Raw genomic sequence first — 16,341 nt, 5'->3', positions numbered from 1 at the left:
TGTTAGCCCCTCGTCGGACGTCACTCCTCCGGGGCATTGCGGGTGTGGCGCACAGGGCGTACGTTTCCGCCGATCCCACTTTTCGCTAAACGTGAGCAATGCTTTCTTACCCAAAGCGCTCCAAGGCCGCGTGAGGCTGGATTCCATAGTTCATTCGCGGTCATCAGAGCTTTTCGGCGATGAGGCTGTTCACCCGAGGGATAGGTAGCTATGCGTAAGCTTGCCGCAATTTTCACGACCGTGGCTGTCGTGGCCGGACTCGTCATAGCGAGTCCCGTGCCACAACCGGCGTCGGCGCTCTCCGGCGGCGTCGCCTTCAGTGCGGACAACCTGTCGACCTGGCAGACGAACGGCGTTGTCTACGGAGTCGGAACGGTGCACGGAAAAGTCGTGGCGGGCGGAACATTTTCTCAGATCAGGCCGCCCAGCGGCGGTGCGGGAGTGCCGAGGAACCAGGGAACGCTTGCAATTTTCAACGCGGAGACAGGAGCCCCTGACAGCTGTCAGTTCGCCATGACCCTTAATGGGGCCACGCCGACCGTGCGGTCGGTGGTTGCCTCACCCGACGGCAACACCATCTACATCGGGGGCAATTTCTCCTCCGTCGGCGGGGTGAACGCCGCGCGGGTAGCCGCGATCGACCCGGTCGCCTGCACCGTCAAGCCGTTCCGGGTGGCGGGGGTGTCTTCCCTCGTCCGCGGCATGGCTGCCACCTCGTCCACCCTGTACCTGGCTGGGGAGTTCCAGACCGTCGGCGGCCAGGCGCGCAAGCGCTTTGCAGCGGTGGACGCGACGTCGGGCGCGCTTCTGCCCTGGGCCCCGGCGGCTGACACTGTCGGGCGGGCCGTGGCCGTCTCTCCCGACCGCAGCAGGGTAGCCATCGGTGGGGACTTTTTCACGGTCAATGACCAGGATTCCCACTCCATCGCGGTCGTCGATGCGACCACCGGCGCAAACGTGCGTAATTACCCCCTCGGCTTCATCCCGCGTACCTCGGTGACCAAGACCCTGTGGTCGGACGGCACGGCGTTCTACGGGGGCAACGAAGGAACGGGGGGCGGAGTCTTCGACGGTCGCTTCGCCGTCAATTGGAGCACACTCGACCAGACCTGGCGGGACAACTGCCTGGGCGCAACGCAGGCGGTGCTCGAATACCAGGGCACCCTGTATTCCGCGAGTCACGCGCACGACTGCTCATCGAACAACGCCTTTCCTGACGGGAGACGGATGTTTTTGATGGCACAGAACACCTCGGACGCGGCTTTGCTGGGATGGTTCCCGACTTCCAATGACGGTACGGGCGAAGGAATCGGCCCGCGTGCTCTCACCATTGCCACCGGCGCCACAACGGGAAAGAAGTACCTCTGGTACGGCGGTGAGTTCACTGTCATCAACGGCGTAGTCCAACAGGGACTCACACGCTTCGGTCCGGATGACGTCGGTGCGCCGCCCACCCCGGTCGTTGCAGCCGAGGCGCTCACTTCGGGTGCCAATCAGATTCGCTTCCGCACCGTGGTCGACCCTGACGACAGTGCCTTGACGTACAACGTCTACCGGAACGGCGGAGCGACCCCAATCTGGACCGGACCAGCCAACTCGCTGTGGTGGACCCGTCCCCAGGTGACCGTCGTTGACACGAATGTCGCCGCGGGCACGAATTACACCTACCGGGTGACGGCGAATGACGGGGTCAACACCAGTCCGCTGTCGGCGTCAGTAGCAGCCCGCGCCGTCACCAAGGGGGTTGACTATCCCACTCAGGTGATCCAGGACGGAGCCAGGCTGTATTGGCGTCTGGATGAGGTTTCCGGTCCCTGGGCACAGGACAAGTCCGGTGCGACGGTCACCGGCCTGAACGGCCTATACAAGAACGGCGTCACCTACCGGGCGCCTGGCGCGATCGTCGGTGACACCAACACCTCCGCTACGTTCAATGGGACTGATGGCTACATCTGGAGCGACCAGCAGAAACCGGCACCCACCACTTACTCGATCGAAACCTGGATCAAGACGACATCCACCCAAGGGGGGAAGATCATCGGATTTGGGGATGGTCGGCCGAGCACCGGGACTGGCAACACGAACCTGAGCGGGAATTACGATAAACACATCTACATGGATAACCAGGGTCGCCTGACCTTCGGTGTCTACATCGGTCGCACCGAAACGATCAAGACGGCCTCGTCGTACAATGATGATAAGTGGCACCACATCGTGGCAACCCAGAGCGGGTCCGGGATGAAGTTGTTCGTGGACGGCGTCCGGGTGGGCCAGAACGCCACCAGCACCAGCCAGCAATACAGCGGTAACTGGCATGTCGGTGGCGACAACCTGAATGGCTGGCCCAGCCAGCCGTCTAGCGCTTTCTTCGGCGGCCAGATAGACGACACCGCGGTCTATGCATCCGCCCTGAGCGCCGCGCAGATCGCCCAGCACTACACTCTCGCTGGGGGAACCCTCGCCGTTCCGCCGACCCCGACAGACGCGTACGGAGCCAGGATCTACACGGACGAGCCTGATGTGTACTGGCGCCTCGACGAAACCTCTGGAAGCACGGCGAAAGACTCATCGTCCGACGCCCAGAGCGAAGGAGATTACGGCGCTGCAGTCCAGCTGCAGCAGCCGAAGGCGATCAAGGTCGGGACTGCCGTGCAGACCAGCGGAACTCAGGACGGCGGCATTGCGACCAAGACCGCACGCTCATCGGTTGCCCAGTTCTCCACGGAAGCTTGGTTCAAGACGGACACGACATCCGGCGGGAAGATCGTCGGCTTTGAGAACGTCGCAACCGGGCAGGGTTCGAATTACGACAAGCAGATCTACATGACCAATTCCGGGAGCATCATCTTCGGCGTGTACGTCGGGGGCTTCCAACTCATCGAATCACCGGCGGGATTCAACAACAACGCCTGGCATCACGTAGTGGGCACGCAGGGACCCGATGGGATGAAGCTCTACCTGGATGGCACAGAGGTCGGCTCGAACCCTACCAACTTCAACCAGGCGTTTGACGGCTACTGGCGTGCCGGTGGTGGCAACCTCAACAGCTGGCCCTCGCAGCCCGCGAGTCCCTACTTTGCGGGCACGCTCGACGAAATGGCGGTCTATCCGTCGGCCCTGAGCGCGGCGGCCGTCGCGGCTCACTATGAGCTGGGCTCCAACACCGCTCCCGACGTCATGGCGCCGAGCGCTCCCTCCGGCCTGACGTCAACCGTCTCAAACGGCTCCGTCGCGTTGGCCTGGATTCCGTCAACAGACAATGTCGGCGTCACTGGCTACGCGGTGCACCGCGGGTCTGCATCCGGCTTCGTCGCTGACGCCACCAACAAGATCGCCGACGTGACAGCTTCGTCCTATACGGATCCGGGGCTCGCCGACGGTACGTATCATTACGTCGTGATCGCCTACGACGCCAGAGGCAACGCCAGTCCGGCTTCCGCGTCGGTTCCCGCGACGGTGGCGACCCCCGACACTGTCGCACCAAGCGTTCCGACTGGTCTGACGGCGTCGGTGTCGGGGAGTGCGGTTTCGTTGGCCTGGACGGCGTCGACAGACAACGTCACGGTGACGGGTTACTCGGTGTACCGAGGGACTACGGCCGAGTTCGTCGCTGATGCGTCAAGCAAGATCGCGGATGTCTCGGGTGCGTCGTATTCGGATCCCGGTCTGGCTGCGGGGGTTTACTTCTACAAGGTGGTGGCGCGTGATGCCGCCGGCAATGTGAGTGCTGCCTCTGGTGCCGTGGAGGCGACGGTTCAGGCCGCCCCTGTGGGACCGGTGGTCCTTACGACCGGTGCCAGCGAAGACTCGACGACGTACCAGGTGCTTCCCACGACCAACTTCGGGTCCAATAGCCAGTTGTCGTCCCGGGGGGCGGGCACGTCGCTGATCGAGTCGTACCTGAAGTTCGCAATCCCGGCGGCGCCGGTGGGCACTGTGCTCAGCGGGGCGACCCTGCGGGTTCGAACCTCGACCGACTCGACCGCCGCCTCGGTGGACGCCCAGATGTTCAAGCTGCTGAGTGGGAATTGGACGGAGGGCACGGTGAACTGGAACAACCGACCCACCGGTCTGGGACCGGACCTGGGGAGCCTCACCGGCGCATCGGCGACGAACACGGCTTACTCGGTCCCGCTCGATGCGGCGCAGCTGAGAGCTCTCACTGGTTCAACGGTGTCCGTCGCGCTGGTCAGTGCCGGCCTGGACAACCTCCGGCTGTGGTCGACCAACAGCACCAGCGCCACCTATCGCCCACTGCTCACCCTGACCTACACAGCGGGCTGAATGTCCAGCGGTACCGAGGGGCGGAGCACGGCTGACACCAGCCGTGCTCCGTTCCTGCCGTCGATGAACCGCAGACAGCTCCTCCTGGCCGGCGCCTCGACGCTGCTGCTGTCGGCTTGCCAAGCCGCACCAGTGCCAACGCCCGCGCCCGCGGTCTCCGTTCCCCCGGCTGCTGCGGCACGATATGCGATCGGAGATCTCCTCGGAACGACACCGTTCTATGTAGCTCACCGTGGCTCCGGAGACAACTGGGTTGAGCACAGCTTCGATTCGTACAGCCGCTCGATCGCCAGTGGGGCCGAAGCGATCGAAGTCTCGGTCAGCGCCACCTCCGATGGCGTCTTCGTGTGCCATCACGATCTGACGACCAAGCGGATGACGGGTGTCGACCGCTCGATCGCGGAAGTCACCTGGGAGGAACTGTCGCAACTTCGCAGCGACGCGAGAGCCTGGCTCGGCCCAGCGGCTGAAAAGGAGCCGCTGCCGTTGCTCGCGGACGTATTGGATGCCTTCGCCACAACGCACGTGATCTTTCTCGAAGACAAGCAAGGCACCAACACGGAAGCCCTGCTCAAGGTCATGGACAGCTACTCGCACTCCACGGACCATTTCGTCTGGAAACAATGGGCAGGTGCAACCCAATACACACTGGCCGACAAGCACGGTTACACAACCTGGGGATACTTCACTCCGGAACTTTTCGAGCGTGCAGATGAACTTGCACCGCGTTTCGATCTGCTCGGGGTCTCACACCGGGCGACGGATGCGCAGGTGGCCATGTTGGTGGGCTTCGGAAAACCGGTTATTGCGTGGGAGGTGCACTATCGCTCGATGCGTGACCGGATGAGCGACCTGGGCGTGGCCGGGATGATGTGCTCCAATCTGCCCTACGTGACCGGGACGACCGCGGGGAGTCAAAGTGACTCCTTCGGAACCGGGCTGCGGGCCGCCGGCGACCTGCCCTGGACCATTGACGAGGGCACCCAGGTGCAGCCCCTGATCGATGCGGGTGCCGCATCCGTGGCACTGGGCCACCGGGACGTGCAGAGCTACCTAATGGGCTCAATGTGCCCGGTGAGTCCCGGCTCGTATCGGATCACGTGTGAGCTCCGTTGGCCGGAGTCGCTCCCGAGGGCGGAGCAGCACGCCGGGATCGCCTTTGGTGCCGCAGACGACCGGCCCTACCGAGTCAGGGCGGCTAGCGATGTGCCCGGGTACCACATGATTCTTCGGGCGAATGGCTCCCTTGAATTGTTCAGCCGGGTCGCGGGGACGACCGAGGGCACGCGGTTGAAAGCGGTGCTGACTGCCCCACCCCGGGCTTCGGAATGGGTGCGTCTCCAGATCGAAGTCCTCGCAAACAGTATTCGCATTTTGCGACTTGACGGTGAGGGCTGGTCGATGGACATCGATGATGCGAGCTACCGGGGAGGCTATTTCTGGCTGTGCAAGAACTACCAGGACGGACCGCCGGTCGAATTCAGGTCAATCCTCGTCAGTTGATGACCATTCGTTCTGGGCTGTCCATTTCCGCTTCATTTCGGTTCGACAGCATCCGTCGCCCCGGTCAGAAACGGACGTGCCAACCGACCTCTCTCGACACCGCTGTCACATGCTCCCTGCTCGAGAATTCGCCGAAACCGGCTGATTGTAGCGTCTGAGGAAAGGAAGCCGGCAGAGAACCGCCGCCCGGCCGCTCCGTAGGCGGCTGAAGACTCTGCATCACGACCGAGCATCTCCGCTGCGTCCACAAGGTCGCCGGGGACCGCGGCGTTGATTCTGATTCCGCCGCCGGCCAACGCCAGCTCATCGGCGGTGACACTGAATTCATCAGTTGCCGCGATGACAGGTAACCCGGTGTTGAAGTACGTCGTGAGTTTGCTCGGTACGCACATTTCCGTCAAGCCAGGCCGCTCATTGACGAGCAGGATGTCCGCGGCTGAGAGGGTCGCCTGGAACGCTTCTTCGGGTAGGGGATCGATGAATTCAAGACGGCGGTTTACGCCCATGGCTTCGAGTTGATGACGCTTGTTTCCGTCGCCGAGGAGAACGAATCTCACTTTCGATCCCCGCTGCTCTGCGATCTTCGAAGCGTGGACAACGTTCTCGAGGGCCTGTTTGGCACCCATGTTCCCCGCGTGGAGAACGACGATATCATCCGATTTCCAGCCGCGTGTGGTGCGCACTTCTTCCCGACGGTCACCGTTCGGGTAGCCGGTGTGGCACCAATTGCGAACGACCTCGACGGAGTCGGCGTCGATGGCCATCTCCTCAACCAGATAGCGCTTGAACCGCTCGTGGATCACGACGACTGTATTTGCACTGCGGAGGATGGACCGCTCGATCCCACGGAGCAGCCAAGTGGCCAGGTGGCCCCCTGTTCCGCTTTCGGACACTCCGAGGCTATAAATGTCCTGCACCCAAATACAGGTTTTGGTATGGACCAGGCGCGCGCGCAGCATTGCCGCGCCCACGGAGAATAAGGCAGGTGTAACCAGCACGGCTACGTCGGGCTTGTCCCACTTGCTGAATACTGCCCGAATCCCGAAGCTGAGTTCCAAGCCCAGGCGGTTCCACAGACGCGGTTTAGACGGCACACCGTGAGGGACCCTGGTGACGTTGACGCCTCTAATTCTTTCGTGCTCATGCTCGCGCCCGTCTCCGCGCTTGTGGCCGCCGTAGCCGTCGTAGATCCGCCATTGCGGGTAATGCGGATTGCCGGTGATCACCGTGACCGGGTGACCGGTCGCGGTCAGTGCTTCCGAGAGCCCAGCGGTGTAGACGGCGATGCCGGTTGGCTCGGGGGAATAGTTGAGTCCAATGATGGTGACCTTCATCTGCCCGCTCACCGCCCGCGTAAATCTGCTTGATGGGAAACAAACCAGGCGTAAGCGTCTTCCAAGCCGTCTTCGAGGTCGATCGTCGGCTTCCATCCGAGCGCCTGGATGCGAGTGACGTCCATCAACTTCCGAGGAGCGCCATCGGGCTTGCTGGTGTCGAAGGTCAGACGGCCGGTGAAGCGGGTGACTTTCGCGATCGCCGATGCCAGGTCGCTGATGCTGCAGTCAGAGCCGGTCCCGACGTTGACGTGCGACAGCATCGGCGTAGTACTGGTCTGGTACACCTCCCGGTCCAGTTCCATGATGTGCACGCTGGCCGCCGCCATATCGTCTACATGAAGGAATTCCCGTCGCGGGCTGCCGCTGCCCCAGATGACGACCTTATCCTCCCCGCCTTCTCGTGCGTCGTGGAACCGCCTGAGTAAACCGGGGATGACATGGCTGAAGGATGCGTGATAGTTGTCCCCGGGACCATAGAGATTTGTGGGCATCACGCTTCGGTAGTCCCGCCCGTACTGGCGATTGAAGCTCTCGCACAGTTTGATTCCGGCGATCTTGGCGATGGCATACGGTTCGTTGGTTGCTTCGAGTGCGCCGGTCAGGAGCGCATCTTCGGCCATCGGCTGGTTGGCGAACTTGGGATAGATGCAGGACGAGCCGAGGAAGAGGAGCCTCGGAACGCCGAAGTCGTGTGCTGACTTGATAATGTTGGCCTCTATCAGGAGGTTGTCGTAGATAAAATCCGCCGGCGAGGAGTTGTTGGCTTCAATCCCGCCGACTCTCGCGGCAGCGAGATAGGCCTGATCGATGCGATTGCCCGCGAAGAAGGCCCGAACGGCTCGCTGGTCGACAAGGTCGAGTTCCGAATGACTGGCGGTCACGATGTTGACGTAACCCAACGACGTGAGTCGGCGCACGATCGCCGAGCCCACCATTCCGTTGTGCCCCGCGACATAGACAGCAGCGCCGGTGTTGCGGTTCACCAGCTTTCCAAGGAAACGAGGGAGGGAAAACCAAGACTTTTCAGGAGGGCGGCCTTCTGCGCGATCATCAGGTCGGAGGCGACCATTTCCGCGCACATCTCCCGCACGCTGATCTCCGGCAGCCAGCCGAGCTTGAGCCGCGCGCGTGTCGAGTCGCCGAGCAGGGTGTCGACTTCGGCTGGCCTGAAGTAACGAGGATCGACTCGCACGATGACGTCACCGGGGTGAACGGCAGGCGAGATGTCGCCGACGACGCTGTCGACGATGCCGATCTCGTTCAGTCCCTCACCCTCGAATCTCAGGGTGATACCGAGCTCGCTCGCCGACCATTCGACGAATTCGCGCACAGAATACTGGACTCCCGTGGCAATCACGAAGTCCTCCGGTGAACCCTGCTGGAGCATCATCCATTGCAGCCGAACGTAGTCGCGTGCGTGGCCCCAGTCACGAAGAGAGTTCAGGTTTCCGAGGAACAGGCAGGACTCGAGACCTTGCGCGATGTTGGCGATGGCCCGGGTGATTTTCCTCGTCACGAACGTCTCACCGCGGCGTGGGGATTCGTGATTGAAAAGAATCCCGTTGCAGGCGTACATCCCGTAGGACTCTCGGTAATTCACGGTCATCCAATAGGCATACAGCTTGGCGACCGCGTACGGAGAACGGGGATAGAAGGGCGTGATCTCGCTCTGAGGTGTCTCCCTGACCAGTCCGTACAATTCAGATGTCGAGGCTTGGTAGAACCGGACCCTGTCCGTCATCCCCAGCAATCTCACCGCCTCCAGTAGGCGCAGGGTGCCCAGAGCATCGATGTCAGCGGTATATTCGGGCATTTCGAAGCTCACCGCCACATGGGACTGTGCACCCAAATTGTAGATCTCGTCCGGCTGCACGTCCTGGATAATCCGGGTGAGGTTTGATGAGTCGGAAAGATCCCCGAAATGGAGGAAGAAACGCGCGGTTTGCTCGTGCGGGTCCTGATAGATGTGGTCGATTCGCTGTGTGTTGAGCTGCGACGACCGGCGCTTGAGGCCGTGAACCTCGTAGCCTTTGGACAGGAGAAACTCGGCCAGATACGAACCATCCTGGCCAGTCACCCCGGTGATGAGTGCCCTTTTCGGAACCATGGTCGTCCTATCGCTCGCTGTTGCTGAAGTCATGAACCGGTTGGTTGCTCGGCGCGTTGGAGGACAGGGCCTTCAGTGCAAGGCGGAGGGCCGTGCTCGAGGTCGAAACGGTATACGGAAAGTAGATGATTTCTACGCCCACCTCGGCGAATCGGCGCTCAAGTCGGCGACCCTTCTCCGTGCCCTTCCAATCGTCGCCCTTGAAATAAACGTCGAAACGAAGCATGCGCCAGGTATCCAACTTGTCTTCGTCCGTTTCAGCTATCGCTTCATCGACGAAGTCGATATGACGAACGATCTCAAGCCTCTCAGCCAACGGCACCACGGGTAGCGAACCCTTGGTCACGAGGAGCATCTCATTGGTTGCTACCCCGGCGATCAGATGATCGCACTGGCTCCTCGCGTGCTTGAGGATGTTGAGATGGCCAATGTGGAAGAGGTCGAAAGCTCCGCCAGCGTAGCCGACCGTTTTTGCTAAGGCGCTTCCTTCATTAATCGAGACGCTTTCGTTCGCCATCAGTACGCTCCTTCTGCCCGCATGACCATGCGAAATGTGCGCCAGATTATGTAGAGGTCGCCGGTTAGCGACCAGTTCTCGACGTAATACAGGTCGAGGCGCACGCTGTCTTCCCAGCTCAGGTTCGACCGACCGTTGATCTGCCACATGCCGGTCAGGCCAGGCTTGATGTAGAGGCGACGCCGAACGTGAGTGTCATAGGATTTGACTTCCTCGGGCAGCGGCGGGCGCGGCCCGACCAGGCTCATCTCACCGACGAAAATGTTCCACAGCTGGGGAAGTTCGTCGAGCGAATATTTGCGCAGGAGTCGCCCGCACTTGGTGATCCGTGGGTCGTTCTGAATCTTGAACAGCACCCCGGAGGCCTCGTTCTGGTCGAGCAGGCCGGCCAGGTCGTCTTCCGCCGTCTGCACCATGGAACGGAACTTGACCATTTGGAAAGTACGCTCATTGCGCCCGCACCGCTCCTGGTGGAAGAGGATGGGCCCAGGCGAGTCGAGCTTCACTACGATCGCGATGGCCACCAGGAGCGGCCAGAAGATAAGAAGTGAGATCCCGGACACGCCGATATCGAGGATGCGCTTGAGTACGTGCTTTGCGCCCTCGAATTGGGGGATCTCCACGTGGATCAAGGGCAGCCCCTCGACCGGCCGGAAATGGATGCGGGGACCGGCGACGTCCGTGAGCTGGTTGGACAGTACCAGCTCGGCGGATGTCCCCTCCAGCTCCCAGCCCAGGGTGCGGATATACTCGCTCCCTCCGCTGGGAGCGCCTGCGACGATCACCGTGTCGATGGCGAAATTCGTGGCTGCGGCCCCGACATGGGCCAGGTCGGAAACCACCGGGATGGTCCGGTTTCGGACCTTAACCGGGGACTTCGAGCCATTTGCGAGTGCGACCCCCACCACGTAGTAGGTGGCGCCGGCGTTCTCGATCTGGCCGACCACATATTCGACATCGGCGCGATTCCCAACCACGATGACTCGGGCAAGGTAATGGCCGAAGGCCCTTTGGCGCAGCAGCCACCGTCGCCACAGCCAGCGTTCCAGGACCAGGCCGCACATACCGACGGGGAGTGCGAGCACGAAGAAGCCGCGCGCGACATCGACCTGAAACGCCAGGAAGCCGATGGCAAGCAGCCCGAAAGTGAGCGCGCTCGCGTTGATCACCTGCTTGTACTCGGTGGCGCCGATGCCGATGACGCGCGAGTTCCGGGTGTGGAATGCCCCCAGGGTCGCGATCCAGCTGAGCGCGATGAGCAGCGCGACGAGCCAGTAGTCTGCCTGATATCCGCCGACGGATGCCTGGGCACCCTCTCCGCCGAATCTCACGAGCAGGGCCGTCGCGACGGCGGTCATAACGATGCCCACGTCGCTCATCAGAAGTTTCGTCCGAAACTGTCTGGCCCAGACCAGGCCGGACGACTTCGCGTCGACGCTGACCGGGTTCTCGAGAGCCGGTGCCGGAACCAGGGCAAGCTTAGGCTGGGTGATGGGGAGGCGCCCGGCGAGGGGCAGGCGCGGTTGTGGGTGCGTCACCGTCTGCTCACCCCGCCAGCAAGACGCGGTGGAGCGCTCGGTACTCGGCCTGGGTGGGGCCGGTGAATATGGGTCGACGAATAGGTCGACACGTCGCGAACGTCTTCACGTGAATCCTCTGCATTTCGGGTGTACAGAGCGGGAGGGGATTCGCCCGGGAAGCCTGTCTAGGGAACGAGACAACCCGAACAAACAAACAAGTGATGAATCTTCAACTGCTTGCGAGGTGACCATACCCCCGAACGCCCAAGTCGGCTCGGACCCCGAATGGGGGGGGTGCCCCTATGTTCTTGTCAAGCCGCGAGTTGATGGTCGGTTTGATAGAGGGTGCCGTCGCGCAGCATGGCGTAGAGGACGTCGCAGCGTCGTCGGGCGAGGGCTATCAGGGCTTGGTTGTGGCGCTTGCCTTGGTCAATCTTGCGGTCGTAGTAGGCCCGTGAGACCGGGTCGCGGAGGGCGGCGAAAGCCGAGAGGAACAGCGCCCGTTTGAGGATCTTGTTCCCGCGTCTGGACGGGTGCTCACCGCGGATGGAGCTGCCGGAGCGCCTAGTCACGGGGGCCAGGCCAGCGTAGGCGGCGAGGTGGCCGGCGGTCGCGGAGTCCTTGCCGGAGACTTCGGTGAGGAGTCTGGCTGCGGTCCTGATCCCGACTCCGGGCATGCTGATCAGGACGGGGTGAAGAGAGTGAGCCTCCACAAGCCGCTCGACTTCGACGGCGATCTCGTCCCGTTGCCGGCGGAGGGCGGCGAGCTGTTCGGCAAGCTTGGGGCCCAGGACCCGCTCCAACGCAGGGTGGATCTGGGTGAGCAGGCCTCGGATGCGGTTGCTGGTGGCCGTGATCTGGCCGACGACGTCATCGTCGAAGCCGCAGAGCATGGAGAGCTCAGCGACCTGCTCATCGGCCAGCTGCAGTGACCGCAAAGCATGCGGGAGGCTCCTCGCGGCTTGGGCGATGATCGCGGCACCGCGGGCGTCGGTCTTGGCTTCGCCCGCGTGCAGGTCCGCGATGCGCCTCATTGCCAGCCCCGGCAGGTAGCCCACGAGCACGTCTTCGGCCTGGGCGACGGCGATCGGCAGGGCGCCGATGGTCGCGGGCTGATCGACGACGAACAAGACCTGGCCGTGTCGTTTCAGCTGCCCGATCAGCTCGCGGAGCTTCGCTTCGTCATTGGGCAGTGCCTTGTCGAAGAGTTGCTTGCCGGCCCGGTCGAGGGCGACCGCGTGGTGTTCTCCCTTACCGACGTCCACGCCGATGAAGACGTCAACGCTGTCGTAGTTCTCGATCATGAATCCTCCGTCTCAGGTTCCACAAGCCGGCCTGAACCGCGGCATCAAGTCTCGGCATCCACGTTACGAACGGCCTGAGACGAGTCCCGGTCCAGCCCCTATCAGCGATCACCTGATGCCAGTCAGGCCCGGTGACAACACCCCCCGGATCATGGGCGACTGGGGGCAAGAACCATGCCGGGCCTGACAGGCCAACACCCTCACATAACTACGCGATCAAGGGCTACGAAGAAAGTAACGGGGCGGGCGGAGCTCACTAATTTTGGCGGGCGGGCACATCGTGCGCAAGGCACCTGCTGTTGCATTAGCGAGCTTCATAACCCGGACGCCATCATCGCGGCAGCGGACCACTTCGACGGGTAGCTTTTTCTCATGACATTCAACGACAACGCGAACATCGGCGGCGGCCGGGTCAGCAAAAGGGGCCGCACCACGGGCATCGCAGTGGGCGGCGGCGTGGGTGCGATCGCCCTCTTTCTGCTCTCACAGCTCCTGGGTGTCGACCTGAGCGGCCTGGCCGGCGGCGGCACGCAGCCCGTCGACAGCGGCAGCGTGTCGAACCTGGCTGAGTGCACGACCGGCGCCCAGGCGAACGAAGACGTCGAGTGCCGGATCAAGGGCGCCGCGGCGTCCCTCGACGTATTCTGGGCTGAGGAACTGCCCGCCCGCGGAGCCGAATACCAGCAACCGCCGGTTGCGCTGTTCACCGACAGTGTCGGAACCGGGTGCGGCGGTGCCACCAGCGCCACCGGGCCGTTCTACTGCCCGCCGGATGCGACCATCTACATCGACACCGCGTTCTTCGGCGACCGGCGCACCCGCTTCGGCTCGTCGGGCGGCCCGCTCGCCGAAATGTACGTCGTGGCGCACGAATGGGGCCACCACATCCAGAATCTCGAAGGAACCCTCGCGGCCTCCCAGGATGGACAGACCGGGGCCGGCTCCAGCGCGGTGCGCGTCGAACTTCAGGCCGATTGTTTCGCCGGCGCCTGGGCCGGGTCCGCCTCCGACACCCGCGACACCGGCGGAGTGCCCTTCCTGAAGCCCATCACCCCGGCACAGATTCACGATGCGCTCAGTGCGGCATCCGCGATCGGCGTCGACCGCATCCAGGAGTCCATGCAAGGCCAGGTCAACCCGGAGGCATGACCCACGGCTCCAGCGAACAGCGCCAGCGGTGGTTCCAGACCGGCTTCGACGAAGGCGCCGGTAGCTGCGACACGTTCGCTCCGGCCGACGCGGTGCTGTAGAGCGGGCTGGTCAGTTTCGCCTGAGTATGCCGTCGAGTTCGGTGTACTCCTCGCCGGTGACCGGACACACGAACCGGCCGTCGCCCTCGGCCCGCAGGGGCAGGCCGCTGCGCCCGACCCAGCCGGTGCGCCGGGCAGGCACTCCGACCACGAGGGCGTAGTCCGGGACATCCTCGGTAACGACCGCGCCGGCTGCCACCATGGCCCATCGTCCGATCGTCAGCGGGGCGATGCAAACCGCGCGGGCGCCGATCGAAGCGCCGGCACGCACGGTCACCCCCACGAGATCGCGGTCGTCGATGACGCGGATCGTCCCGTCGGGAGTCACGGCTCGAGGATGCGTGTCATTGGTGAAGACCGCCGCGGCGCCCACGAAGACCCCGTTTTCCAGGAGGGTCGGCTCGTAGATGACGGCGTAGTCCTGGATCGTACAGTGCCGCCCAACCACGACGCCGGGTCCGATATAGGCGCCGCGGGCGAGAACGCACTCGGGGCCCAACCGCGCGTATTCGCGCACCTGCACCAGCGGGTGGATCGTGCAACCGGGGCCGATGACGGCGCTCGGATCGATCTCGGCCGACGCCGCGACTCCCATCACGGCCCCTCGGGCGGCAGGAAAAGGGTCGGGTGCTCCGCGAGGGGGCGGAGGAATCGACGAAGCAGAAGCGTATTCACGGTGATTCCCTGCAGTTCGGATTACAGGTCGGAGAAGTGCTGCCGCGGTGGGTGCCGCGTGCGCCGCTGCCGGGAATCCTCGCACGACATCTGCGAACAATCTGACGTTTTCTCAGCGTGTCACAGCACGGAATGTACCCCCGTTCGGACGCGAGCTACTAGGACCTCTTCGGGGGACAGCCTGGTTCGGGAAATGAACGCGCTGCGAGCCGGAGTCTTCCCCGATCGGCCTACGGACCGGGCTGCGAGGCAAAAAAAGAAGGCCACCCCAGTAGAAGCCTGGGAGTGACCTTCAGTGGCCCCGACCGGCGTCGATCCGGTGACCTTTCGATTTTCAGTCGAACGCTCTACCAACTGAGCTACAGGGCCAGAAGTGGCTTCGAAAAGCCGCTCCAAGGAAAAAAACCCTCTCTTCCGAAAGGGCTTGTTGCCTGTGCGACCCTGACCGGACTTGAACCGGCGACCTCCGCCGTGACAGGGCGGCGCGCTAACCAACTGCGCTACAGGGCCTCGTAAGAAGAACTAACGAGAGTGGAACTTTGTCTAGCTGTTTTCGTACTTTCTTATTCTTGCACATCCCAGACCGGCAGGATGCGTAGCCCCAACGGGATTCGAACCCGTGTTAACGCCGTGAAAGGGCGCCGTCCTAGGCCGCTAAACGATGGGGCCGAGACGCCATAGACCTCATGGCTTCCGACGCATAAGCATACGGTCTACCGCCCGGGAATCTCAAATCGAGAGCAAAAAGTGTTCCTCCCGGGGGTGTCGCAGGCATTGAGCCCGTGAATTTCCCCGGTTTCGCTTGACGGGCCGCTAGATTCAAGGGGGGTGATTTTGCCCTGTAGTTGTTACTCTGAGCCGTTCTCAAGCAGTAGCAGATGTGTGTAACGAGCCCGATCGGGGAGTAATGAAGCGCACGGCAGTTCTCTTCAGCCGGGAAGCACGAGCGGGAAAGGGGGGTGACGGATCCGCGGGCAGCAGGCGCAGTCGCCGCTACCGTGTCAGCCTGGCGACCGGTTTCGTCGCTGCCCTCTCCCTCTTTATCTCCCTCATCGGTCCGGCCAGCCCGGCCCAGGCCATCGACTATCCAACGTGGCAGGACGTGCAGAACGCCAAGTCCAACACGGCCGCCGCCTCGGCGCAGGTCAGCCAGATCCAGGGCCTGATCGCCGACCTGCAGACCCAGGTGGCGCAGACCCAAGCCGAGTCCGAGGCCCGCGGAGCGGAACTGCAGGCGGCGCAAGAGAAGTTCGACGAGGCCAGCCGGCGCGCCGCCGACCTCGAGGCGCAGTCCGCTGCAAGCTCCGCGGTGGCGGCGACCGCGACTCGCCAGGCCGGCCAACTTGCCGCCCAGCTCTACCGCACCGGCGGCACCGACCTGAGCGTGAACCTCTTTCTCGACGGCGAGGGGCGCGGCGAAGACGCCGATGCGCTCCTGTCCAAGCTCGGCAGCATGAGTAAGCTCGTCGAACGCAGCAGCAGCGTCTACGAGCAGGCGCAGACCGCCACCAATGTGGCCGAGTCTCTGGGTGACCAGGCCAAGGTCGCCCAGGCAGAGCGCGAGAAGCTCCGCATCGCGGCGGAGGAAGCGCTCGTCGCCGCGCAGGCCGCCGCGCAGGCGGCCGCCAAAGCCCTGGCCGAATCGGAGGCGAAGAGAGTCGAACTCGACGCCCAGCTGGCGTTCATGCAGGATGCGCAGGCAACCACGTCGGCCGGCTACGAGGCCGGCGTGGTCGAGCGGGCGCGACTGGCCGCCATCGAAGCGGAACGGGTGCGCGTCGAGCGCGCTGCGGCCAGCGCGCGGGCGGCCGCAGCGGCCGCGGCTGCAGCGGCCGCGAGGCCGA

Annotated in this window: 11 protein-coding genes, 3 tRNA genes and 1 pseudogene; 5 read left to right on the top strand and 10 right to left on the bottom strand. The window is 63.3% G+C overall.

What is annotated here, in order from left to right:
- Positions 1–210: 210 nt before the first annotated feature.
- Both E3O18_RS14405 and E3O18_RS14400 read left to right on the top strand, forming a co-directional pair.
- The gene (locus tag E3O18_RS14405; protein ID WP_134393992.1) at positions 211–4,284 is read left to right on the top strand and encodes a LamG-like jellyroll fold domain-containing protein; all 4,074 of its coding nucleotides are present in this window, start codon (positions 211–213) and stop codon (positions 4,282–4,284) included.
- Positions 4,285–5,787, top strand: coding sequence for a glycerophosphodiester phosphodiesterase family protein (locus E3O18_RS14400; RefSeq protein ID WP_134393991.1), 1,503 nt, complete (start codon positions 4,285–4,287; stop codon positions 5,785–5,787). It abuts the gene before it with no gap.
- 32 nt (positions 5,788–5,819) lie between these two features.
- On the opposite strand, the gene E3O18_RS14395 is transcribed toward E3O18_RS14400, so the two are convergent.
- The 6 genes from E3O18_RS14395 to E3O18_RS14370 all read right to left on the bottom strand — a co-directional run bounded on the left by E3O18_RS14395 (position 5,820) and on the right by E3O18_RS14370 (position 12,572).
- Positions 5,820–7,121, bottom strand: coding sequence for a glycosyltransferase (locus E3O18_RS14395; protein ID WP_166784556.1), 1,302 nt, complete (start codon positions 7,119–7,121; stop codon positions 5,820–5,822).
- An 8-nt stretch (positions 7,122–7,129) separates the two neighbouring features.
- Positions 7,130–8,107: a GDP-L-fucose synthase gene (locus tag E3O18_RS14390; protein ID WP_134393989.1), complete on the bottom strand. Its 978-nt coding sequence runs from the start codon at positions 8,105–8,107 to the stop codon at positions 7,130–7,132.
- A complete protein-coding gene (gmd, locus tag E3O18_RS14385) occupies positions 8,104–9,231 on the bottom strand; it encodes a GDP-mannose 4,6-dehydratase (protein ID WP_134393988.1) in 1,128 nt (375 codons plus the stop codon). Before gmd ends, E3O18_RS14390 begins: the two co-directional genes overlap by 4 nt.
- Before the next feature lie 7 nt (positions 9,232–9,238).
- Complete coding sequence (locus E3O18_RS14380; protein WP_134393987.1) at positions 9,239–9,748, bottom strand: adenylyltransferase/cytidyltransferase family protein; 510 nt, start codon at positions 9,746–9,748, stop codon at positions 9,239–9,241.
- Complete coding sequence (locus tag E3O18_RS14375) at positions 9,748–11,286, bottom strand: sugar transferase (RefSeq protein ID WP_241976517.1); 1,539 nt, start codon at positions 11,284–11,286, stop codon at positions 9,748–9,750. The genes E3O18_RS14380 and E3O18_RS14375 overlap by 1 nt, the downstream gene beginning before the upstream one ends.
- A 293-nt stretch (positions 11,287–11,579) precedes the next feature.
- Positions 11,580–12,572: an IS110 family transposase gene (locus E3O18_RS14370; RefSeq protein ID WP_134393986.1), complete on the bottom strand. Its 993-nt coding sequence runs from the start codon at positions 12,570–12,572 to the stop codon at positions 11,580–11,582.
- 372 nt (positions 12,573–12,944) lie between these two features.
- Between E3O18_RS14370 and E3O18_RS14365 the strand changes: the two genes are divergently transcribed.
- Together E3O18_RS14365 and E3O18_RS16865 are read left to right on the top strand one after the other, a co-directional pair.
- A complete protein-coding gene (locus E3O18_RS14365) occupies positions 12,945–13,721 on the top strand; it encodes a neutral zinc metallopeptidase (RefSeq protein ID WP_347232353.1) in 777 nt (258 codons plus the stop codon).
- Entirely contained in the window at positions 13,718–13,822 is a 105-nt protein-coding gene (locus tag E3O18_RS16865; RefSeq protein ID WP_347232352.1) for a neutral zinc metallopeptidase, read from the top strand. Before E3O18_RS14365 ends, E3O18_RS16865 begins: the two co-directional genes overlap by 4 nt.
- Positions 13,823–13,832: 10 nt before the next feature.
- Here E3O18_RS16865 and E3O18_RS14360 read toward each other — a convergent pair whose 3' ends face one another.
- From E3O18_RS14360 to E3O18_RS14345, 4 genes are all read right to left on the bottom strand, one after another.
- A complete protein-coding gene (locus E3O18_RS14360; RefSeq protein WP_134393985.1) occupies positions 13,833–14,417 on the bottom strand; it encodes an acyltransferase in 585 nt (194 codons plus the stop codon).
- Positions 14,418–14,793: 376 nt separating this feature from the next.
- A tRNA-Phe gene (locus E3O18_RS14355) sits at positions 14,794–14,866 on the bottom strand.
- A 67-nt stretch (positions 14,867–14,933) separates the two neighbouring features.
- Positions 14,934–15,007 (bottom strand) — tRNA-Asp (locus E3O18_RS14350).
- Between the two features lie 86 nt (positions 15,008–15,093).
- Positions 15,094–15,166, bottom strand: a tRNA-Glu gene (locus E3O18_RS14345).
- Positions 15,167–15,404: 238 nt separating this feature from the next.
- Between E3O18_RS14345 and E3O18_RS14340 the strand changes: the two are divergent.
- A pseudogene (locus tag E3O18_RS14340) lies at positions 15,405–16,341 on the top strand (hypothetical protein); the annotation flags it as partial.

Origin of the sequence: Cryobacterium sp. TMT2-42-4, from assembly GCF_004402645.1 — a bacterium.
In the GTDB taxonomy this organism is placed as follows: Bacteria; Actinomycetota; Actinomycetes; order Actinomycetales; family Microbacteriaceae; genus Cryobacterium; species Cryobacterium sandaracinum.
This window is presented reverse-complemented; position numbering and strand designations above follow the sequence as displayed.

What these genes read in the sequence shown, in the direction of transcription:
- E3O18_RS14405 (WP_134393992.1), top strand. Translation starts at nt 211, where the DNA reads ATGCGTAAGCTTGCCGCAATTTTCACGACCGTGGCTGTCGTGGCCGGA.
- E3O18_RS14400 (WP_134393991.1), top strand. Translation starts at nt 4,285, where the DNA reads ATGTCCAGCGGTACCGAGGGGCGGAGCACGGCTGACACCAGCCGTGCT.
- E3O18_RS14395 (WP_166784556.1), bottom strand. Translation starts at nt 7,121, where the DNA reads ATGAAGGTCACCATCATTGGACTCAACTATTCCCCCGAGCCAACCGGC.
- gmd (WP_134393988.1), bottom strand. Translation starts at nt 9,231, where the DNA reads ATGGTTCCGAAAAGGGCACTCATCACCGGGGTGACTGGCCAGGATGGT.
- E3O18_RS14380 (WP_134393987.1), bottom strand. Translation starts at nt 9,748, where the DNA reads ATGGCGAACGAAAGCGTCTCGATTAATGAAGGAAGCGCCTTAGCAAAA.
- E3O18_RS14370 (WP_134393986.1), bottom strand. Translation starts at nt 12,572, where the DNA reads ATGATCGAGAACTACGACAGCGTTGACGTCTTCATCGGCGTGGACGTC.
- E3O18_RS14365 (WP_347232353.1), top strand. Translation starts at nt 12,945, where the DNA reads ATGACATTCAACGACAACGCGAACATCGGCGGCGGCCGGGTCAGCAAA.
- E3O18_RS16865 (WP_347232352.1), top strand. Translation starts at nt 13,718, where the DNA reads ATGACCCACGGCTCCAGCGAACAGCGCCAGCGGTGGTTCCAGACCGGC.
- E3O18_RS14360 (WP_134393985.1), bottom strand. Translation starts at nt 14,417, where the DNA reads ATGGGAGTCGCGGCGTCGGCCGAGATCGATCCGAGCGCCGTCATCGGC.